14 protein-coding genes and 2 tRNA genes are annotated in these 22,728 nt (G+C 31.5%); 9 read left to right on the top strand and 7 right to left on the bottom strand.

Annotated elements, in window-relative coordinates; all coding sequences use genetic code 11:
• Positions 1–81: 81 nt before the first annotated feature.
• Positions 82–166: transfer RNA gene (locus tag IUY40_RS04790), tRNA-Ser, on the top strand.
• A gap of 234 nt (positions 167–400) precedes the next feature.
• A tRNA-Ser gene (locus tag IUY40_RS04785) sits at positions 401–488 on the top strand.
• A 145-nt stretch (positions 489–633) separates the two neighbouring features.
• On the opposite strand, the gene IUY40_RS04780 is transcribed toward IUY40_RS04785, so the two are convergent.
• Positions 634–1,656: a hypothetical protein gene (locus IUY40_RS04780; RefSeq protein ID WP_195735729.1), complete on the bottom strand. Its 1,023-nt coding sequence runs from the start codon at positions 1,654–1,656 to the stop codon at positions 634–636.
• An 829-nt stretch (positions 1,657–2,485) separates the two neighbouring features.
• On the opposite strand from IUY40_RS04780, the gene IUY40_RS04775 reads away from it, so the two are divergent.
• Entirely contained in the window at positions 2,486–3,430 is a 945-nt protein-coding gene (locus IUY40_RS04775) for a hypothetical protein (RefSeq protein ID WP_195735728.1), read from the top strand.
• Between the two features lie 484 nt (positions 3,431–3,914).
• On the top strand, positions 3,915–5,846 hold the full coding sequence (locus IUY40_RS04770) for an amino acid permease (RefSeq protein ID WP_195735727.1): 1,932 nt from the start codon (positions 3,915–3,917) through the stop codon (positions 5,844–5,846).
• 275 nt (positions 5,847–6,121) lie between these two features.
• On the opposite strand, the gene IUY40_RS04765 is transcribed toward IUY40_RS04770, so the two are convergent.
• Positions 6,122–7,324 (bottom strand): aminotransferase class I/II-fold pyridoxal phosphate-dependent enzyme, encoded by a 1,203-nt coding sequence (locus IUY40_RS04765; protein ID WP_195735726.1) that lies wholly within the window; start codon positions 7,322–7,324, stop codon positions 6,122–6,124.
• 291 nt (positions 7,325–7,615) lie between these two features.
• Between IUY40_RS04765 and IUY40_RS04760 the strand changes: the two genes are divergently transcribed.
• Both IUY40_RS04760 and lpdA read left to right on the top strand, forming a co-directional pair.
• Entirely contained in the window at positions 7,616–8,074 is a 459-nt protein-coding gene (locus IUY40_RS04760) for an Lrp/AsnC family transcriptional regulator (RefSeq protein WP_195735725.1), read from the top strand.
• Between the two features lie 422 nt (positions 8,075–8,496).
• Positions 8,497–9,900 (top strand): dihydrolipoyl dehydrogenase, encoded by a 1,404-nt coding sequence (gene lpdA / locus IUY40_RS04755; protein ID WP_195735724.1) that lies wholly within the window; start codon positions 8,497–8,499, stop codon positions 9,898–9,900.
• Positions 9,901–9,986: 86 nt separating this feature from the next.
• Here lpdA and IUY40_RS04750 read toward each other — a convergent pair whose 3' ends face one another.
• Positions 9,987–10,361 carry a DoxX family membrane protein gene (locus IUY40_RS04750; RefSeq protein ID WP_195735723.1) on the bottom strand — a complete coding sequence of 125 codons (375 nt, stop codon included), beginning with the start codon at positions 10,359–10,361 and terminating at the stop codon, positions 9,987–9,989.
• A gap of 194 nt (positions 10,362–10,555) precedes the next feature.
• Positions 10,556–11,455 carry a DUF4349 domain-containing protein gene (locus IUY40_RS04745; protein ID WP_195735722.1) on the bottom strand — a complete coding sequence of 300 codons (900 nt, stop codon included), beginning with the start codon at positions 11,453–11,455 and terminating at the stop codon, positions 10,556–10,558.
• A 205-nt stretch (positions 11,456–11,660) separates the two neighbouring features.
• Here IUY40_RS04745 and IUY40_RS04740 point away from each other — a divergent pair, with 205 nt between their 5' ends.
• The 3 genes from IUY40_RS04740 (at position 11,661) to IUY40_RS04730 (ending at position 16,434) form a co-directional block, all read left to right on the top strand.
• Entirely contained in the window at positions 11,661–12,947 is a 1,287-nt protein-coding gene (locus IUY40_RS04740; RefSeq protein WP_195735721.1) for an anthranilate synthase component I family protein, read from the top strand.
• Between the two features lie 74 nt (positions 12,948–13,021).
• Positions 13,022–14,329, top strand: coding sequence for a tRNA lysidine(34) synthetase TilS (gene tilS, locus IUY40_RS04735; protein ID WP_195735720.1), 1,308 nt, complete (start codon positions 13,022–13,024; stop codon positions 14,327–14,329).
• Positions 14,329–16,434, top strand: a complete 2,106-nt coding sequence (locus tag IUY40_RS04730; RefSeq protein WP_195735719.1) for a cytochrome c biogenesis protein CcdA — start codon at positions 14,329–14,331, stop codon at positions 16,432–16,434. Before tilS ends, IUY40_RS04730 begins: the two co-directional genes overlap by 1 nt.
• 95 nt (positions 16,435–16,529) lie before the next feature.
• On the opposite strand, the gene IUY40_RS04725 is transcribed toward IUY40_RS04730, so the two are convergent.
• The 3 genes from IUY40_RS04725 to IUY40_RS04715 all read right to left on the bottom strand — a co-directional run bounded on the left by IUY40_RS04725 (position 16,530) and on the right by IUY40_RS04715 (position 22,514).
• Positions 16,530–17,846 carry an ammonium transporter gene (locus IUY40_RS04725; protein WP_195735718.1) on the bottom strand — a complete coding sequence of 439 codons (1,317 nt, stop codon included), beginning with the start codon at positions 17,844–17,846 and terminating at the stop codon, positions 16,530–16,532.
• 337 nt (positions 17,847–18,183) lie between these two features.
• A complete protein-coding gene (locus IUY40_RS04720; RefSeq protein ID WP_195735717.1) occupies positions 18,184–19,491 on the bottom strand; it encodes an amidohydrolase family protein in 1,308 nt (435 codons plus the stop codon).
• Between the two features lie 35 nt (positions 19,492–19,526).
• A complete protein-coding gene (locus IUY40_RS04715; protein WP_195735716.1) occupies positions 19,527–22,514 on the bottom strand; it encodes an amidohydrolase family protein in 2,988 nt (995 codons plus the stop codon).
• Positions 22,515–22,728 lie beyond the last annotated feature (214 nt).

The following is a 22,728-nucleotide window of genomic DNA, read 5'->3' as shown; positions in this document are numbered from 1 at the left end:
AAAAAAGCGTTGAAAAAGTTTTTATAATCGAAAAAGCGTCCTATATTTGCACACGCAATCAGATAACGAAAGCGACATACTGGAGAAATGGCAGAGCGGTCGAATGCGGCAGTCTTGAAAACTGTTGACTGTAACAGGTCCGGGGGTTCGAATCCCTCTTTCTCCGCGAAAAGCACCTCAATGAGGTGCTTTTTACATTTTAATACTTTACTTACTTTACAAAAACCTAGTTATTAAAATGCTATAAAATTTATAAACTGCTTCAAATTTTTGTTTTGAGATGGTTTCTTGTTTTTTTACAGCATATTATTTTCTTTGTAAATGGGTAAAAAAAAGTTTTTATAATCAAAAAAAGCATCTTATATTTGCACTCGCAATCAGATAATGAATGCGATATACTGGAGAAATGGCAGAGCGGTCGAATGCGGCAGTCTTGAAAACTGTTGACTGTAACAGGTCCGGGGGTTCGAATCCCTCTTTCTCCGCCAGTAGAAGTTTTAAAAGTTAAGAAGCTGTCCGGAAAATATTTTTCAGGCAGCTTTTTTTTCTTCTTTTTAGTTACATTTCTATTCTATAAAAAACACCTTATCTGAAACACCATCTGAAAAAAGACCCTTGTCGTTCGATTTTTTTTTAGTTTATTTTTAAAACTATTTCTTTCTTTAGTACTGTTTTTTTATTAAGTAAATAAAATTTTTCAGGTCTGCCTTTAAGAGTGTATACATAGACTATGTTTTCTTCCAAATTTTCTTCTTTTATGTCAAGTAATTTCTGGTATTCTTTTTCAAATTCTAAGTGCTTTATTTTAGGGTTTAATCGAAAAAAATGGTATAAATATTTTGGCATATAGATGCTTTTTACATTAGATGAAACGTTTGTAAATTTAATTTCAGATTTTAGTTTCTCTTTATTTAGTATCTCAAAATGAATTTTATTGTCAACAAATTCAATGAGTTTTATTTTTTGATTTTCTGCAATTTCTATGGTTTTACCGATGTCATTTTTAGTAATTTCTTTTACTATATATGCTGTTGGAAGCTCAAGTTGAACAGTTATGGTTCCTGATAGATTTTTGAAGTTTGTGTTTTTATTTTTTATGTAGGTATAATAGATGAATCTCTCTTTGGTAGGAGTATCATTTGGTAGGAGATTGCAACAGAAAGAAGTCCAAGATTTGTCCAATTCAATTTGTTTATTTGTGGTTGTATTAATGATGTCTGTAGATATTATATTTACATGCAATAAGTCTAATAATTTTTCCTTATTTACAATTCCTCGTGTTTGTTTAAATTCTTTTAATTGTTCGGTACTTAAATCATAAACCATTGAAATATTGAGTTTGTCATCTCCAAAATCTTCTACTCTAATTGAATTGATAATTTGATTGAAAAAATATTTTGGATTATATTTATCTATTATTTCCCAAGGAAGAAGTCTGTCTTGTAAGTTATTAATTTGACTTTTACTGTCTTTAGTTGTGGCTCTTTTATAGTAAAATGTATATTCTTGATGATATTGACTTTTATAATCTTCATACGAGTAATTTGTATAATAGTCTTCTTTCTCGTCAATAAGTTGAGGATATGTTTCATTTTCTTGAGCTTTAGCCGAAATAAAAAGTAGTAAAATAAAAATTAGAGTGATTGGTTTTTTCATTTATTTTTCGATAGGTTCAATTTTGAGGGCTTTTGGTTTAGCATATCGTATAACTCAAAAACATACGTAATGCGTATTTTGTATATTCCTCTGTCGGATTTATTTTTTTAATTTATTCAAAATAAAATCCTTCTGAATTATTATTCCAACGCCAAATATCACTTTTTAAAGCAATCAGTACAAACTTTCTAAGGCTGAAAAGTGTGTAAGTTTAAAAATAAATGGATGACTTTTTAATTAAAGTGGTATCCTTTTTTTTAATATAGTTAAACTGATTAAGTAGAGATCCCCAATTATGGATTGGTATTGTTTTTTTTAAATTGCTTCTCTTAAAGTCAAATATACAGATTTTAAGATTGGAATGGCTTATGTCAAAGAACTGCTATCAAAATTTTGTCTTCCAATAATGTACTATCAAAAAGAGAGGTAACAGAGATTTTACTTTTTTACTCAGATAGGAGGGTATGTTTCAATTGCGGTGTTGATTTTTGCTACTAAATCTTTTGTAATGTTTTATTTGCTAAATTAATACCGAAAATCTAAATACTTCGTCTAATAAATAGAAAGATTTAGTTATAATCTATTATTGTTTTGATACTTATAGACAAATTTTTCTGATTGTTTAAATTAACCTAATCCTGTTTGTAAAGCAATGGCTTAGTATACTTAAATGGTGTAAGATATTGATTAGTCACCTCTTTTTTATAAGTTCTCTATATTGATTTTCAATATACTAGGTTAATTAAAAAAGTAGTTATCAATAATTTTAAATATTATTTTATTGTACGTATTATAGTTATATTGAGGGATATTTTAAAAGAAGAGTGATATGATTGATTTTTTGAGAAAAAACAAAAATTTTAGAAATGCATTATTTGTTTTTATAATTGCATTTTCTTCCTTTCTTGCCTTTGAACCTTTATTTGAAAATTTAGGACAAAAAGCATCTCAGGAGTTTGCAGCGGCTATTTTCGGGACCATCTTCGCGGCTGTTATAACAATGGTTTTGTTAAATAAACAGTCAGAAACAGAACAAGAACGTAGTCGTAATGAAAAAGTTTTTGAACAAAAAATTGTCCTGTTTAATCAGATATTAGATAATTTGCAAACAATTTATGCAAACTTAGATAATGTAGGTAAAATAAAAATTAACCGTGCAGAGGTTACGCAAATAGAATTTTTACTGGCAAAAATGATAATGATTGGCAATGATAAAACGATAAAAGAGTTTAAATCATTATATCAAAATATAACCAATAATTATGTTCCCGAAACACAAATATTAACCTTAAATATAAGTCATAAACATACTATCTTCCGTTTTGCAGATTATTGTAGAGAAGAGCTGGGATTATCTGATAAGAATTTAGAGAAAGAGATATTGGAGGATATCGTATTGCAAGGAGAATTGTTTTATAACCTTGAACAAAAAGAACCTTTAGATTTTGAAACACAAGAAACAATTAAAGATATTTATGGATTTTTAGCCTTTGATTTAAATCTACCAATCGAAAATATTAAGTTTTTACCAAATGGTTTCGAAGCCTATATAAATAAAAGCCAGACCAAAACGGTACGATTTCTGGAATGTTTAATTGATAACCAAGAAATACATATGAATCTGCCAGTTTATAATATGATAAAAGACTTTGACTTAAATGGTACTAAATTCAATATAAAGCCATCTGAAAGGAATAAATTTATAGCACAACAAATTAATATAGAGAAAGCAATTGAAGAGAGTTACGAGTTTGTTAAAAAACAAAAGATATAATAACGGGTTTTTTATTACTATCTAATTCTTTTTATAGAATTGAAAACGCTACAGAATTGCTTCTAATTATAAGTTGATGAATTGTTATTTATAATCTATAACTAACAAAGCCCTAATGGCTGTTTCATCTCATCATTAAGTAAGAATCTATTAAGAAATTTTTTTTAGGTTACTATTAAACCTGAAAGAATATAGATAAATTGAATGTTGAAGAATAGATATTCGATTTTTACTTACTGTTGGTAAAAAAAGATGTGCATATAAAAGGATATGATGAATTAATGAATTTTTATTTATAAAACTAGAAATTAGATTTTTGCAATGTCATTTTTTTTAGTTAATATTAGAGATTGATAAAAAGTCTATCAAAAGTGTTTCAAAACAAAATCGTTTTATATATTTGAATTCAAGATGATTTTTGCATTATTTGCAAAATAAAAGCAAAAAGTTAGAAATAAATTAATTATTAATAGTAAGTACACTTATGTCATTTTCAAGTCTATTCCGAAAAAAAACAGTACAAGATATTTTAAGTCAAGTAGAGAAAAATAATGCCAATGGAACGGATTCGTTAGGTAAGTATTTAACAGCTCGTGATTTAACAGCTTTTGGTATTGCAGCAATTGTTGGTGCAGGTATATTTAGTACAATTGGTAAAGCTAGTTCCGATGGTGGACCAGCTGTTATTTTTTTGTTTCTATTTACAGCAATCGCTTGTAGTTTTGCAGCTTTTGCATATGCTGAATTTGCATCGATGGTTCCAGTTTCTGGAAGTGCTTATACGTATTCGTATGTTGCTTTTGGCGAAATTATAGCTTGGGTAATTGGTTGGGCATTAATAATGGAATATTCTGTCGGTAATATAACTGTAGCTATATCTTGGAGTGATTATTTCACAGGATTGCTCGCCAGCGGTGGCATCCACTTGCCCCAATGGGTTCAAATGGATTATTTAACAGCCTCTAATGGATTTACAGATGCAACAGCTTTAATGCATGGAGGAAAAGCATTTGAGAATCTAGAACCGGGCTTACAGGCAGCATATACAGCTTGGACAACATCACCTTTAATAGGTTCATTTCATTTTGTTGCCGATTTACCAGCATTATTGATTATTATTTTAATTACAGCATTGATTTATCGTGGAATGAAAGAATCTCGTAATGCGAGTAATGTTATGGTTGTTGTTAAGTTATGTGTAGTGCTTTTGGTAATTGCAGTTGGTGCTTTTTATGTAGACACTGCTAATTGGGATCCTTTTGCACCAAATGGAGTAACAGGAGTCTTAAAAGGAGTTTCGGCTGTATTCTTTGCTTATATTGGTTTTGATGCAATCTCAACCACTGCCGAAGAATGTAAAGATCCACAACGAGATTTACCGCGAGGAATGATGTGGGCAATTATAATATGTACCGTTTTATACATCGCAATTGCATTGGTGCTTACTGGTATGGTGAGTTACAATCAACTTAATGTTGGAGATCCACTTGCTTTTGTATTCGAGAAATTAGATTTAAAATGGATGTCGGGGATTATAGCAGTAAGTGCTGTAGTGGCCATGGCGAGTGTTTTATTAGTTTTTCAGATGGGACAACCTCGTATCTGGATGAGTATGAGTCGTGATGGATTATTGCCAAAGCGCTTTTCTAAAGTGCACCCTAAATACAAAACTCCATCATACGCTACTATTGTTACTGGTTTTGTGGTTGCAGTTCCAGCTCTATTTCTAAATCTTACAATGGTTACCGATTTGTGTAGTATAGGAACTTTATTTGCCTTTGTATTGGTTTGCGCAGGAGTTTTAGTGTTGCAAAACAAACCAAATATTCCAAGAGGGAAATTTAGAACACCTTATGTAAATTCAAAATTTATAATGCCAGTTTTGTTGATTATAGGATTGGTGTTTTCTTTTGGATACAACAAAAAAGCAACAATGAGTTTTATTATGAATGAAACTCAAATTAATGAATCGGCAGATATAATCACCTCTTTGGATAAAAGTCATACAAAAATGGTATATGATTATTTAGTAACTGTTGATCCTGCTAATGCTACAACCGAAAAACCAGATTTAGAATTAATATTAAAGCAATATCAAAAAGATGAAGCAAAGTATGCCAACGTAATTGCAGGTTTACCAGTAGCGGATTCTATTAAATACGAAAGCGGTTTAAGCTTATTCAAACATAAAATACCAATGTGGATTTTCTTAATCGTTTTGGTTGGATTAACAGTTTGGGCTTTTAAACAAAATTTATCTTTAATTCCATTATTAGGTTTAATTTGTTGTCTTTATATGATGGCAGAATTAAGCGTTTGGAACTGGATTTACTTTACAGTTTGGTTACTTATAGGTCTTTGTATTTATTTTGGTTTTAGTCGAAAAAATAGTAAGCTTAATTTAGTAAAGTTGTAATATCTAGTTTTTAGTAAAAGACAACTATTCAAATATAAAATCCGGTCTGATTATTTTCAGAACGGATTTTTTTTGGTTTTTAAAAGCTACAGAATTCCGAAATCTAAGTAGTCTATGTCAGTAAAAAAGTAAAAAGTCTAACCAGTCTAACAATCTAAGGGAGTCTATAAAAGTATAATTTATAATAAAAAAAATCCGCTTAGAGCGAACTCCAGCGGATTCAAACAAACTAATTAAAAATTAAGAAAATTTATTTATAAAGAAATGTTTCGTGTTTATAAAACCCCAAGCTCGACCATGCAGGCTTTCATCATCTGATAGGTTCTTTCGATGTCATTATCCAATCCTATTGAAAATCGAATTAAACCATCTGTTAAACCCATTTCGGCTTGTTCTTCTAGTGGAATTTCACTAGAAGTAGAGGTTCCTGGAGCGCTAAATAAAGTTTTGTAAAAACCTAAACTCACTGCCAAATATCCTAGATTTCGTGCCTGCATCAACTCCATTAACTCATTGGCTTTAGCCAAAGAACCAACGTCTATTGTAAGCATGCCACCAAAACCATATTCAGGATTAATCATTGTTTTGTATAATTCATGGCTAGGATGACTTTTTAAACCAGGGTAAACGGTTTTAAGTCCATCTTTTTCAAATTTATCAGCTAGAACATGAGCGTTATGGCTGTGTTGTTTGATACGAATATGTAGTGTACGTAAGTTTTTCATAACACTAGCCGAGCGTAAACTGTCCATAGTAGGACCTAAAAGCATACTAGCACCACTATTTACATTTTTTAAACTATTTATGAATTCTTTTGAAGCACAAGTAACACCACCAACAGTATCACTACTACCGTTTATGTATTTTGTTAAACTATGAATCACGATATCTGCGCCTAATTTTGCAGGCGAAACAGATAAAGGAGAGAATGTATTATCAACAACCAATTTTAGATTGTATTTTTTTGCCAAACGAGATAATCCTTTAATATCTGCAACTTCTAATAAAGGGTTGCTTACTGTTTCGCAATATAAAACTTTCGTTTCTGGAGTAATTGCAGCTTCTACAATATCTAACTTTGTGATATCTACAAAAGTTGTTTTTATACCAAATCTTGGAGTGAAATTTTTAAGAAAAGCGTACGTTCCGCCATATATAGTTCTACTCGAAACAATATGATCTCCCGTATTGCATAATTGCATAAGTGTAGGTGTAATTGCACCCATTCCTGAAGCTGAAACATTAGCAGTTTCAGTTCCTTCCATAGCAGCAAGAGCTTGGTCTAAATATAAATTGCTTGGCGATGAATGGCGGGAATACAAATAACAGCCTTCCATATTTCCTTCAAAAGTGTCAAACATTGTTTTTGCTGAAAGAAAAGTATAAGTTGAAGAGTCTGAAATTGATGGGTTTACACCACCAAATTCCCCAAAATACTGCAAATCCTGAATCTTGTCGGCTGGATTAAAATTTTCCATTGTTATGTTATTATGAGGAACGAATGCATTTCATCCTCTAGTTACTATTTATTTTTATTTAATTCAAAGCTATACAATAAGAAACTATCCCGATGGTTAACTGGGTTATAAAATCTGAGTAGCTCAGCAATCATAATTCAAATTAATAACATATTAGAATAATAATCAATCATAGTTTGTGTGTTTAGATTTTTATACTATTAATTTGTGTTTTGGTAGATTTATTATCTAATTTTGTTTTGAGATAAGATTTAAATAGATTATTTTTCAGTCTAAAAACGATTTATAATTATGGTATTAGATTCTATAGATAAAAAATTATTATTGTTGCTTCAAACCGATAGTAAGAAAACGACTAAAGAGTTGTCTTTAAAGTTAGATCTTTCGGTAACAGCAGTTTATGAGCGCATCAAGAAACTAGAGCGAGAAGGAGTCATTCATAAATATGTAGCCTTAGTAGATAAATCTAAAATAGAAAAGGGATTTGTCGTTTTCTGCCACCTAAAACTTATTCAACATACCAAAGAATTTCTAACCAAATTCGAAAGCGAAGTTATCCAGTTAAAAGAAGTCCTCGAATGTCATCATGTAAGCGGAGATTACGATTATATCCTAAAGGTTCTCGTAAAAGATATGGAAGCATACCGAGAGTTTCTAGTAACTAAACTCACAAACCTGCAACACATCGGCAGTACTCAAAGTATGTTCATGATTAGTGAAGTAAAAAATTCAACGGTGATTTCTTTTTAAGACGCAAAGGGTCTTTTTAAGGTTCAACTTTGTGCCTTAGCGGAGTCGAAGTCCTGCATTGACTTTATCCAGAAGCTTCGAGATGCTAAGGGTGACAAAATGGAGAAAAACAATAATATTCAGAGTATTTAATTTATATCTTGGATCTTCGCACCTTTGAGAGAGATTTTAAAATAATTCTACGAGATTGATTTTTCAATCAGTTTTAAAAATCAGCAATCTTAAATCAAAAACAATATCTGCCTAATTTGCTAAATCTGCGTTTTCTACTAAATCTCAAAGAAAATTTAACATTTTTATGTATTTATTACAATAAGTTTTCCATAGTTCAGTAAATCCTGAGAAAAAACTCTAACTTTTAAAGTTTAAACAAAACTTAATTCCTTAATTTTGTATCGCTAAAAAATAAAAAATCAAAAACTATGAGTTCATTTGACGTAGTCATTATAGGTTCAGGTCCCGGCGGATATGTTTCGGCAATTCGTTGCGCACAATTAGGTTTCAAGACAGCTATAATCGAAAAGTACAATTCGCTTGGAGGAACATGTTTAAATGTAGGATGTATTCCATCAAAAGCATTATTGGCATCTTCACATCATTATGCCGAGATTAAGCATTTTGCTGATCACGGGATAGAAGTTTCTGGTGATGTAAAAATTAATTTAGAGAAAATGATTGCTCGTAAAAAAGCAATTGTAGATCAAACAGCAGGAGGAGTTAACTTCTTGATGGATAAAAATAAAATTACCGTTTTTAATGGTTTAGGTTCTTTCGTAGATGCTACACATATTGCAGTTGCAAAAGAAGATGGAACATCAGAAACTATTGAAGCTAAATATACTATTATTGCAACAGGTTCTAAACCTTCATCTTTGCCTTTTATTAAAATTGATAAAGAAAGAATCATTACTTCTACTGAAGCATTAGCATTAAAAGAAGTTCCTAAACATCTTGTTATTATTGGTGGAGGAGTTATTGGTATTGAATTAGGACAAGTATATTTACGTTTAGGGGCACAAGTTTCTGTAGTTGAATTTATGGACAGAATTATTCCTGGAATGGATAGCTCTTTGTCTAAAGAATTAACTAAAGTATTGAAAAAACAAGGAATGAAATTCTACGTTTCTCATAAAGTAAAATCAGTAGAAAGAAATGGTGATGCAGTTGTAGTTCAGGCTGAAAATGCAAAAGGAGAAACAATTACTTTAGAAGGAGATTATTCATTAGTTTCTGTTGGTCGTCGTCCTTACACAGACGGATTGAATGCTGATAAAGCTGGAGTGAAAATTTCTGACAGAGGACAAGTTGAAGTAAACGATCATTTACAAACAAATGTTCCTAATATTTATGCAATTGGAGATGTTGTTCGTGGAGCAATGTTAGCACATAAAGCAGAAGAAGAAGGAACAATGGTTGCTGAAATATTAGCAGGTCAAAAACCGCATATTGATTATAACTTAATTCCGGGTGTTGTTTACACTTGGCCAGAAGTTGCTGCTGTTGGACAAACAGAAGAGCAAGTAAAAGCTTCAGGTACTGAATATAAAGTTGGAAGTTTCCCGTTTAAAGCTTTAGGACGTGCAAGAGCAAGTGGAGATTTAGATGGATTTGTGAAAATCATTGCCGATGCTAAAACTGATGAGGTTTTAGGAGTACATATGATTGGAGCTCGTACTGCTGATTTAATTGCAGAGGCAGTGACAGCAATGGAATTCAAAGCATCTGCTGAAGATATTTCAAGAATGAGTCATGCACATCCAACATTTGCAGAAGCAATAAAAGAGGCTGCATTGGCTGCTACTGATAACAGAGCATTACACATATAGTTATGATGCACAACAGTGCATTTTGATGTAAAACAAAACCCGACAATTGTTTAGTCGGGTTTTTTTATGGAAAATAGTGAACTAAATTAAGCGGTGAATACACTTTTATAATTATTCCAATATCTGTAAATTAAAAATAGATTTCCTAAAAATAACAAACCAGCAATAGGTAAATTCTCTGGAGTCATAAAATAATTAATAAATAATATATTTATGGTAATAGGGAGAATTAAAATATTGGCAAGAGTTACATAACGCCCAGTTAGAAAAGCAATACCACAAATTAATTCTATTGATTTTGCTAATGGCATTATGTAGGTTGATGCAATTAAACCAACGTTGAAAGCTTTAAAATTCCCAGTTACTTCAGGTTCAGGCATTAAATGTAAAAAGTAACTCACCGAAGCAAAAAGTAGTAAAAGACCAATTAAAGTTCTGATAATGATAGTGGCGATTTTCATGATATAGATGATTTTTATAGGTTAAAAAATGATTTTGGATATAAAACTATCTTATTTTAATAAATTTAATAATATGTTTAATTATTAAATTATTACGAATTATGTGTTCTAATTGGATGTGTTTTAGGATTTATTTAATACTATATCAAATATAGTAAATTTTATGCTTTAAATAAATGTATGATTTGTTATATTTAAGAGTGTTTTTTAACATATTTTCTATAAATAAAAAAACCACCAGTACCAATTAAAATAAACGGCCAAAGATGTAAGAAAAACACAATTATTGATTGCAACATGTACCAGCCACTTTTTAAAGCATCTGTAATTTCGATACCAATATTTGGTTTATAGGTATTGTTGTCTTTGCTACTAGCTACTATTTCTTGTTTTAAAGATTGGTTTTGATATAATTGTAAAGTAATAGTACTAAAATTAATTTGATCTTTTAAAGACAATTTTTCGATTTTGCTAGAATCGTTTTGCTCTTTTTGTGCAGCAAGCGTATTCTCAGCTTCCATAACATCATTTATTTTTTTGCCTTTTGTGTCAATAGTATTTTCAATTCTTTTATTGTTTGCTGCGCTTCTGTTTTGAGCAAGTTGGTTGGCTACTAGTTTTAAAGAAACATCGTCAGCTGTGATAACGCGATAATCCAGAAAATCAATTTGTTTGGCAATCGTTTTTATAACAGCATCAAGTTGCGTGTTGGGAACACGAATCGTTATGTTATTTATTACGGAGTATTTTGTGGTTTGCAAAGTACTGTCTTGACTTATTTTAGTTTGTATTTCGTCATGAATTGTACTTTGTAAATTGGTGTATGTAACAAAACCTCCAAATTTAACAGTAGCATTTTCAATCGCATAAGTCGATTTTGCGACATTTTTCACCTTGAATTTTATATCTGCAGTTCGAATAAATTTATGATTACTATCTTTCTTCTCGACTGCAGCCGATGAAGAAATAATATCAGTTGTATTAGTTGATGATTTTGCAGCTGAGTCTTCAATAGAATAGTCTGCTTTTTTGCAGGAAAATAATAATGTGATGATTACTACTGTAGTCATGCCAAGTTTTGCAATTGTTTTCATGGGTAATTGATATTATTATTGATTAATAAATGGGTTACTGTAATATTTTTTTTAAATAGGGTATAAGTAGTTTTGTCTCAATAATCGTATCAATTTTATAAAATGGCTATAAAGTGGTATAATAAAAAGCATGCCAATATTTTTTGAGATTACTTTATCGAAGGATTTTTTTTGTCGTAATTTTGTCGGATAAAAAAATAATTTTTTGAGAGTTTCAATTCACAAGTATATTTCAAATCCTACAGCCTTTAAACAGCAACTTTTAGTTTGGGCGCAGCAACACCGAGAAGTTGTTTTTATGGATAGTAATTTGTATCCACAAGAATATTCAAGTTTCGATTGTTTGCTGGCTGTCGATGCTTTTACATCAATAAAAACTGATTTCCATAGTGCATTTGAGGATTTAAAACAATACCAACAAATGACTAGAGATTGGCTTTTTGGCTATCTGACCTATGATTTAAAAAATGATATCGAAGAGTTACAATCATCTAATTTTGATGGATTAGAATTTCCTGATTTATTTTTCTTTCAGCCTAAAAAAATATTTTTGTTAAAAGGCAATCAATTAGAAATTCAATATTTATTGATGTGTGATGACGAGGTTGAAGATGATTATGATGAGATTGTTAAAGTAGAGTCTCAGCCTTATATTACGCTGAATGAAGTTGAGGTAAAGCAGCGAATTTCTAGACAAGAATATATTTCAAAAGTAAATTCGGTTTTGGAGCATATCCATCGAGGAGATATTTATGAAGCTAATTTTTGTATGGAGTTTTATGCAGAAAATGCAGCTATCAATCCATTGGAGAAATTTGTAAAACTTAATGAAATATCTCAAGCACCATTAACAGTTTTTTTTAAAAATTACAAACAGTTTTTATTATCAGCTTCGCCAGAAAGATACATTCGGAAAATAGGAGATCAGATAATTTCACAGCCTATAAAAGGAACTTCAAAGCGGTTTGAAGATATGATAGAAGACGAAAATTCTAAAAATCAGTTAGAAGCAGATCCAAAAGAACGTGCCGAAAATATCATGATAACCGATTTGGTTCGAAATGATTTATCGCATACGGCTCAAAAAGGTTCGGTAGAAGTGGTAGAATTATGCAAAATCTATTCTTTTTTGCAAGTGCATCAAATGATTTCGACTATTACTTCAAAACTAGATTCTCAATATTCACCAATCGATGTTTTGAAAACAACTTTCCCAATGGGAAGCATGACTGGAGCACCAAAAATTTCGGTAATGAATATCATCGACAAGCTAGAAGAAACCAAACGAGGTTTGTATAGTGGGGCAGTAGGTTATTTTACGCCAGAAGGAGATTTTGATTTTAATGTCGTTATTCGAAGCATCTTATATAATCAGGAAAAAGAATATGTTTCCTTCTCGGTTGGTAGTGCTATTACATCGCAATCAATTCCTGAAAACGAATATGAAGAGTGTTTGTTGAAAGCAAAAGCAATGCAGCAAGTATTGCAATAATAACTAATCTATTTTTGTACTTTTAACAAGTTGATTTGCGAAACCAAATCATAATAAAAGATGTAAATTAAAATATGCTCCAAAAATTTAAAAATCATATTGCACAAATATTTCCTTTTCTAAAAAAAAAGAGATTATTACTAGCTACAAGCGGAGGTTTGGATAGTATGGTTATGGTTCATTTATTTGCTCAGCTAGATTATGATTTTGCAATTGCGCATTGTAATTTTCAGTTGCGAGGTTTAGAAAGTTTTGGAGATCAGGAATTTGTTAGTACTGCCGCAGCTGATTTAAAATCTCAATTTTTTATTACACAGTTTGATACTGAAGCTTTTGCTAAAGATTACAAACTTTCGACTCAGGTTGCAGCGCGAGAATTGCGATACAATTGGTTTTATGAACTTTTAGAAACCGAAGGTTATGATTATATTTTAACAGCACATCATGCTGATGATAATCTGGAAACATTTATAATTAATTTAAGTCGAGGAACAGGCTTAGATGGTTTGATTGGAATTCCAGAGCAAAACGACAAACTTATTCGTCCTCTATTGCCATTTTCGAGAGAAGAAATAAAGCAATACGCTGAGGATAATGCTATTGAATGGCGTGAAGATAGTAGTAATGCTTCGAATAAATATTTAAGAAATAAAATTCGTCATGATTTAGTTCCAATTTTAAAGGAGCTAAATCCTAATTTTTTGACAGCTTTTCAGAAGACTCAGGAATTTTTACAAGAAGCACAAATTATGGTCGAAGATGCTTCGATTATGGTATATCAACAAGTTGCAAAAGAAATTAATGATGAGATTCATTTCGATTTAGAGCAATTAAAACGCTTAGCAAATTATAAATCATATTTATATCAATGGCTTAAGGAGTATGAATTTTCGGCCTGGGATGATATTTATGAGTTGGTTGATAGCCAGTCGGGTAAACAGGTTTTTTCACCAGGATTTCGATTGATAAAAGATAGAAAAATATTAATTTTAAGTCCAATTCCCGAAATAAAGGAAGAAGAGTTTTATATAGAAATTAATGACAAAGAAGTTAATTTTCCCTTAAAATTGAAACTCTGTAACGTAGGTCACATAACAATAGATTCAAATAAAGCTATATTTGTGGACGTCGAAAAAATTCAGTTTCCTTTAGTTTTACGTAAATGGAATGAAGGTGATGTTTTTCATCCGTTTGGAATGAATGGGAAATCTAAAAAAGTAAGTAAACTTTTTAAAGATGAAAAATTATCCTTGATTGAAAAAGAAAACACTTGGATTTTGTGTTCGAATAATCAAATTGTATGGGTTGTAGGGATCAGACAAGATGAGCGTTTTAAAATAGAAAATACTACAAATAAGATACTTAAAATAGAATTACAATAATGAAATCAAACTATTACCGTCAAGCTTTACTCTCAAAAAAAATCTGGAATAATTCGATTGTGTTTTTGTTGCTTTTCTTTTTTGCTTTTATAAAAGGAAATGCACAAATATTAGAACCAGTAAAATGGACTTCTAAAATCGAAAAGAAATCGGGAAACAATTTTGTATTAATTTTTGATGGAGTTATTGAGAAAGATTGGCATATATATTCTCAATTTACCCCAGATGGTGGACCGCTACCGTTAGAGCTTTCTTTTAAAAATCAAAAAGGGAATTATAATTTGGTTGGTAAAGCCAAAGAAGGGAAAACCAGAACGGCATTTAATGATATATTTGGTGTTAATGAAACTTTCTTTGAAGGAAAAGCACATATCGAGCAAGAGATTACTATTACAAATGCTAGTGTAAAAACAATTGAAGTCGAATTTGATTTTCAGATTTGTAAAGAGGTATGTATCAATTTAAACAAGAAATTTTCTATTGCTATTCCAGCTAATTTTAAAATGAATGCCGATGCTGCAGCAGTTGTTATTGTAAAACCAGATATGACTGTAGCAAATCCTGTAGATGCTCTGGCAGCAGATACTACTAGTAAAGTACCTACCTCAGAAATAGTTCAAGCAATAAAAACAGATTCTAATTTAGCTACTGCTGATGAAGACATTCCAGAATCTACTTCGCAAAGAAGTTTATGGTCTATATTCTTTATTGCATTTTTATCAGGTTTTGCAGCATTGCTTACTCCATGTGTGTTTCCTATGATTCCTATGACGGTTAGCTTTTTTACAAAACAAAGTAAAACTAAGGCTGCAGGAATAAGAAATGCGATTATTTATGGTATCTCAATTATAGTAATTTACGTTTTACTTGGTTTCTTAGTATCATGGATTTTTGGTGCTGATGCTTTGAATGCACTATCTACAGATGTTTGGTTTAATTTAATATTTTTTGTTATATTAATTATTTTTGCATCGTCATTTTTAGGGGCTTTCGAAATTATGTTGCCTAATTCATGGGCAAATAAAGTTGATAAACAAGCAGATAGAGGTGGGGTTATTGGGATTTTATTCATGGCTTTAGCTTTGGCTATTGTATCATTTTCATGTACAGGACCAATAGTAGGGACACTTTTGTTTGAAGCAGCTACAAATGGTATTATTGGACCAATCGTTGGAATGTTTGGTTTTTCATTGGCTTTAGCCTTGCCATTTATGTTGTTTGCAATGTTCCCGGGTTGGTTAAACTCATTACCAAAATCTGGTGGATGGTTAAATACAGTAAAAGTAGTTTTAGGATTCCTAGAATTGGCTTTGGCATTCAAATTTTTATCTAATGCCGATTTGGTTTTACAATTACATTTATTAGAAAGAGAAGTTTTTATAGCAATTTGGATTGCCATTTTTGGAGCTTTAACATTATACTTATTCGGTAAAATTACATTGCCACACGATAGTCCTTTACAGCATATTTCTGTCGGACGTTTGTATTTAGGTTTACTTACGCTTGTGTTTACCGTGTATTTAATTCCAGGACTTTGGGGAGCGCCATTAAAATTAATTAGTGCTTTCCCACCGCCACCACAATATAGCGAAAGTCCGTTTGGAGTAGGAGGGTCAAGTAATTCAGGTCTTGGTTCAGATAAAGGATTGCCTGATGGAGCAGAATTAGGACCGCACGGAATTATGGTTTTTCATGATTTTGAAGATGGAGTAGCTTTTGCTAAATCAATCAATAAACCGATTATGCTAGATTTTACAGGTTATGCTTGTGTAAATTGTAGAAAAATGGAAAATAATGTTTGGTCAGACGAAAGAATCTTACCGATCTTAAAAAATGATGTTGTACTTATTTCTTTATATGTTGATGATAAACGCAAATTGCCTGTAGATAAGCAATATGTAACCGCTACGGGAGATAAAATTATTACCGTAGGTGATAAATGGACAGATTTTATGATCTCTAAATATAAAACCAATACGCAGCCTTTGTATATCATAACTGACTTAGAAGGTAAGAATCTAAATAGTTCAAAGCCTACAATTAGTTACGTTGGAGCTGATGAATATTTGAAATGGTTAAAGGAAGGAATTTCAAAGTTTAAATAATAAAAAAGACCAATCTAAATAATGAGATTGGTCTTTTTGTTTTCTGTTATTCGGTATATAAAGGTGCTTCAAAATAGTTTTTAAGGCTCTTTTTTTTACAAAAATTCTCCGTGTTGAGAAATATCCAAACCTAGTTCTTCTTTTTCTTCTGTAACTCTTAGTGGTGTAATTTTGTTTACAATAAAGAAAAGAATATAAGAGCCTATAAAAGCAAAAACAGATACGATTATCATTGCTATTAATTGGTTTGTAAATAATGTTGAACTTCCGAAAATAAGCCCTTGATTATCTCCAACTGCTGGGTTGATAGCTTTGGATGCGAAAACACCAGTTAATAACATCCCTACCATACCGCCAACACCGTGACAAGCAAAAACATCTAGTGCATCATCGATTTTTCCTTTAGGAAATTTACTCACTACGATGTTGCTTACAATAGCAGCAAATACTCCTATAAAGATTGCGTGAGGAATGCTTACGAAGCCTGCTGCCGGAGTAATAGCAACTAGACCTACAACTGCTCCAATACAAGCTCCGAGTGCAGATAATTTATGTCCCAAAATTTTATCAAGAAATACCCAAGCCATTGCTGCGGCAGCGGCTGCAACGGTAGTTGTTCCTAAGGCTTGAACGGCTAAACCATTAGCTCCTAAAGCTGAACCGGCATTAAATCCAAACCAACCAAACCACAATAATGCTGTTCCTAGTAATACATAAGTGATACGAGCAGGATTTACTTTTTGAACTTTTCTTTTTCCTAAAAATATGGCTCCTGATAATGCAGCCCAACCTGCACTCATGTGTACAACTGTTCCTCCTGCAAAATCTAGTACACCCATTTTAAAGAAAATGCCTTCTGGATGCCATGTCATGTGTGCCAAAGGAGAGTATATAAATAAAATGAATAAAACCATGAATAATAAATAAGCCCAAAAACGAACGCGTTCTGCAAATGCACCTGTTATTAAAGCTGGGGTTATAATGGCAAATTTAGCCTGAAATAAAGCGAATAACATAAACGGAATAGTAGGAGCAAGACTCCATGCAGTATTGGTGCCTACACCTTGAAAAAATAAATTAGAAGTTGGGTTTCCTATAATTCCACCTATTGATGGTCCAAAGGCTAATCCAAAGGCAACAACAACCCATAATAGTGTTACAATTACCATTGCCATAAAACTTTGAAGCATGGTACTAATTACGTTTTTCTTGCCTACCATGCCTCCGTAAAAGAAACCTAATCCAGGGGTCATTAGTAAAACGAATGCTGTAGCAACAATCATCCAAGCAGTATCGCCAGTATCAAACTTCACTGCTTCGGCAGGAATAGGGTTATCAGACAAAATAAAATTAGAGAGAAAGGTTAATACCAAAATTGTGATAAGAATCACAGTTAAAATAATTTTTCGCATAGTTGGTTAGTTTTAAATTTCAATAAAAGTATAAAATGATTTTACACCCCTGTAAAAAACAGTGTTAACTGTTTTATTTTTATTAAATTTTCATTTTTACCCCCTAATTTTTAATAGTAGTTATTAAAAAATATTCTAAAATTAAGTTTTGTAAATGGTGAGTTTTATTTATTTAGAGTTTGTTGTTTTCCTTTTAATAAAAATTATCAGTTTTATTTTACAACGTGATAAGTAATTAATTAAAGTCGGAGTATTTTATAAAATGTGTTTAAATAAAAAGGACTAAAATGAATTATTCATTTTAGTCCTTTTTATTACTAATTTAAATTACTATCGTTTATTTCTGATTGTATTTCTCTTTGTATTTTTTATTTAATTTAGTTTGATGCGTTTCCAAACTAATCATTCTACCTTGTATAAAAGCAGTGGTAAGTTTGTTGGTTCTCATATCGAGTGCGTCTCCTTCAGATATGAATAAAGTAGCATCTTTTCCAGTTTCTAATGTTCCACAAAGCTGATCTATATTTAATAGTTTAGCTGTATTAGATGTTATTAATTGTAATGCTTGTTCTTTGTCTAAACCATAAGCTGCACATGTACCAGCCAAGAATGCTAAGTTTCGAGTATTCATTCGTTCGTTGTCACCGCTGTTTTCTAAACCAACTAAAATGCCTTTATCGGTTAATATTTTTGCCATTTTATAAGGTAAATTAACGTCTTGGTCGTCACTTTGGGGCATATCATGAACACGTTTTAGCAAGACTCCAATATTATTTTTTTGTAATAAATCAGCAGATTTATAGGCTTCAAAACCACCTACAATAACTACTTTTTTGATTCCATTATCCTGAGTTAATTTTATAGCATCAATGATTTGTTTTTCTCCATTAGCATGAATGAATAAAGTTTGAGTTCCATCAAAGAGACCTTTCGTTGATTCAAAAATTAAGTTTCTTTCTTTTGGAGCCTCTCCGAAATAGGCTTTAGAATTAATTAAAAAAGCATTGATTTCTTCAATTTGAGGTACGTAATCTTTGTTGGCTTCGATAGGGCCTGGTTCAAACCAAGAGCCACTTTTTTTAAAGCTAGGAGGGAAATTAAGATGAATTCCGTCATTTTCTTTTAGTATAGCATCTTGCCAACTCCATGCATCTAATTGTACTATAGATGAAGTTCCAGAAATTCTTCCGCCACGAGGGGTAATTTGTGCTATTAAAATTCCGTTCGGACGAACAGTTTCTATTACCTTAGATTCAGAATTATAAGCAATAATACTTCTTACATTAGGATTAAAGCTTCCAATTTCCTCATCGTCATTAGATGATTTTACAGCATCTATTTCTACAAGTCCTAAGGTAGAATTTGGAGCAATAAAACCGGGGTATATGTGTTTTCCACTAGCTTCAATCGTAGTATCATATGCACCAGTAGCTAGTCTGATTGTTCTGGCATCAGCTACCAATGTTATTTTTCCATCTTTAAACCCGATAGCACTATTTTCTATCACAGTTCCATTGCCTAAATGTGCAGTAGCATTTAGTATTAAAACTGATTTTGTTTGTTTTGGAGCTGGTGTTTGCTGTGCTTTTATATATATTGGCATGCAAAATGCCAATAGTAATATATATATGTTTTTAGTTGTCATAGTTCTCTGTTTTTCTATTTGTGAATCTTTCGTTTTTATTGTTCTAAAGTATCACAGTGATATTCTTTTTTCTCTTTCTTTTTTGGTTGCTGAGTAGCTGCTCCTTTATTTTTTTCTTGTAGCAATTGACCTATTAGCTCACTTCTTTCTTTGGTTATAGCAAGCTCTTGTTCTGTTTCTTTTAGAACATCATAATATACAACACCTTCAATAATTGTTTTTTCGGCTTTAGCATAAATAGATAATGGATTAGTATTCCATAACACAACATCTGCATCTTTTCCTATTTTTAAACTACCTACTTTATCATCAATATGTAATAATTTTGCAGGATTCAGAGTGACAAATTTCCAAGCTTCTTCTTCAGATATAGTACCGTATTTTACTGCTTTGGCTGCTTCTTGATTTAATCTTCTGGACATTTCGGCATCATCAGAGTTATAGGCAACTACAATTCCTTCATTATGCATAATTGGTCCATTAAAAGGGATAGCATCATTCACTTCAAATTTATATGCCCACCAATCAGAAAAAGTGGAAGCTCCAACTCCGTGTTCTTTCATTTTATCGGCTACTTTATATCCTTCTAGAATATGGGTAAAAGTGTTTACTTTAAAATTGAATTTTTCAGTAACATTCATTAACATTAAAATCTCCGATTCTATATAAGAGTGACAAGTAATAAAGCGCTCTTTGTTTATAATTTCGGCAATAGTTTGTAATTCTAAATCTACTCTAGGTGCTTTTCCTTTTTTAGAACCCGAATTGTATTTTTTCCAAGTAGCATCATACTCTTTTGCGCGTTGAAAATAATCAGTAAAAACTTGTTCAACTCCCATTCTTGTTTGAGGGAAACGTGTAGGATTTGTGATTCCCCAATTAGATTGTTTTACGTTTTCACCCAATGCAAATTTGATAAATTTAGGCTGGTTTTTGTATAGCATTTCTTCTGCAGGTTGTCCCCATTTCCATTTTACAATTGCTGAACGGCCACCAATTGGGTTGGCAGATCCATGTAGTAATTGAGAAATTGTAACTCCACCAGCCAAATCTCTATAAATATTAATGTCTTCTGAGTTTACGACATCTTCAATAGTTACCTCTGCTGTTGAGTTGTGTCCCATTTCATTTACCCCATTTGATATTGCAATGTGTGAGTGCTCATCAATAATACCACTCGTAAGGTGTTTTCCTTTTGCATCAATAACTGTTGCTGATGCATCGGATAAATTTTTCCCTACAGCTGCTATTTTTCCATTTTTAATTAAGACATCAGTTTCTTCAAGAATTCCTTCTTTTTCATTAGTCCAAACAGTGGCATTTTTAAATAATATAGTTTGTGCTATTAATTTTTTTGAGTTACCAAAAGCTACGTTTGGAAAAGTAACTGGCATTATAGGGTTTAATTTTTCTGTGTTAGCAGAGTCTTTTTCCATTACAAAAGGAGCTGTTTTTATTGCAGTCCATTGAGTTTCATTTCCATTAGGTAAAACTGCTTTTCCAGAAAGTTTTTGTATATTTTCTATAAGTCCTGTTAAGCGAGTATATTCGGCTTTAGTAGAATCTTTGGATTTAATTAGTAATGAAACCCAATTGTTTGAAACAGAAAATGTAGTCGTTGCTTTTTTAGCGTCAGCTGTTGTAACTTCCGATTTTGGAGCAGTAATTGTGCCATCAATTTTCCATTTGTAAGTAGTAGCATCGATTGTTAAATCATAATTGCCACGGATGTCTTTAGTATTAACATCAGTAACAACATATTTAGTTCCTTGAACCCAGTTTTCATATAAAACGGTTTTCTCATCAAATATTTCTCCTGAAGTAATTACGAAGTTTGCATAACTACCATTTTTTAAACTTCCTATTTCATTGCTTTTTCCTAATATAGCAGCAGGTACAGTTGTTAAGGCTTCAAGTGCTTTTGTTTTGTCAAAACCATATTTAATAGCTTTTATCAAATTGGTTCTAAAATCTTCTGTTTTTTTTAATTTGTCTGTTGTCAAAGAAAAAACAATCCCATTGTCTGAAAGAACTTTTAAGTTAGTTGGAGCTTGATTCCAAAAACGAAGGTCGGCTAATTCTAATTGGTTGGATTGATATGGATTGGAAACATCATATGCTTCTGGGAAATTTATTGGAATAATAAATTGTGAATTTGTTTTTTTGATTTCTTCAATTCTTTCAAACTCATTTCCTGATCCTTTTAAGACATAATTTAATCCAAATTCTTTGGCTATTTTGGCAGCTCTTAAGCTGTTTAGTTTATCTTCGGTAGTAAATATTTGTGTCAATTTATCATTATTGGCTAAGGCTTCTAATGATAGGTCTTCGGTAGTTGAATTTCCTTTTTTGTACCAATCTAAATCCAAATACATTTGACGGAGCAATGCCATCATTCCCATTAAAGAACTTGGATATGCTTGGTTAGTGGCTACACTTCGTGTAAAACCAAAATGGTTTGTTGCTTTATTGGACAGTATTCGGGTGCTATTTTCACTATTATTTAATGCCACTAATACACCAGTTCCACGAGCAACTCCGTCAGGGATATGAGTTCCAACTACTCCAAAACCTGCTTTTAATAATTCTTCGGCTTTAGGTTGGTCGTATTTAAAGCTTTCGTAGGCGTTTACTTCAGAACGAATACTTTCATTCCAATAATATCCAGCTCTTTTAGTATCGTATAAAGGGTTTCGTCCCCCAGAATACCCTTTTGGTTTTTCTACTCCAAATGAGGTGTAAATGTCTATAAATGAAGGGTAAATCGTTTTTCCTTCTAGGTTAATTGTGACACTATTTTTGGGAATAGCGATATTGTTTCCTGCAGCAACTACTTTTCCATCTTGAATAAGTAAAGTGCCTTTTTCTATTTTTTGTGTTGGAGTTATATAAATAGTTGCATTAGTAAAAACGATATAATTGTTATTTTTACTGTGTATACTTTCATTATTGGGAAAATAATCCTGAGCGTGTGTTTTTGTTAAAAAAATGCTCAAAAAGAGTAGGAGTAAGGCTTTTTTCATAGTTTATCTGCAATTTTGTTGCTAAAAATATGAAATATATATTATCTAAAATTTATTTTTTTAAATGTTTTTCATTATTTAGATAATAATTTAATTAAACCTCTGAGAAGTAGCGCTTATAGGATAGTATGATAATAAGAATAAAATAAGAAGGAAGTATTATTGACTTGGGGAATTCTGTATAGAAAGACCAAAAGGAAACTAATTACAGTTT

It is taken from the genome of Flavobacterium sp. ALJ2, from assembly GCF_015594725.1.
GTDB lineage: Bacteria > Bacteroidota > Bacteroidia > Flavobacteriales > Flavobacteriaceae > Flavobacterium.
Note: the sequence above shows the minus strand (reverse complement) of the source record. Positions and strands in the feature narration are given on the sequence as shown.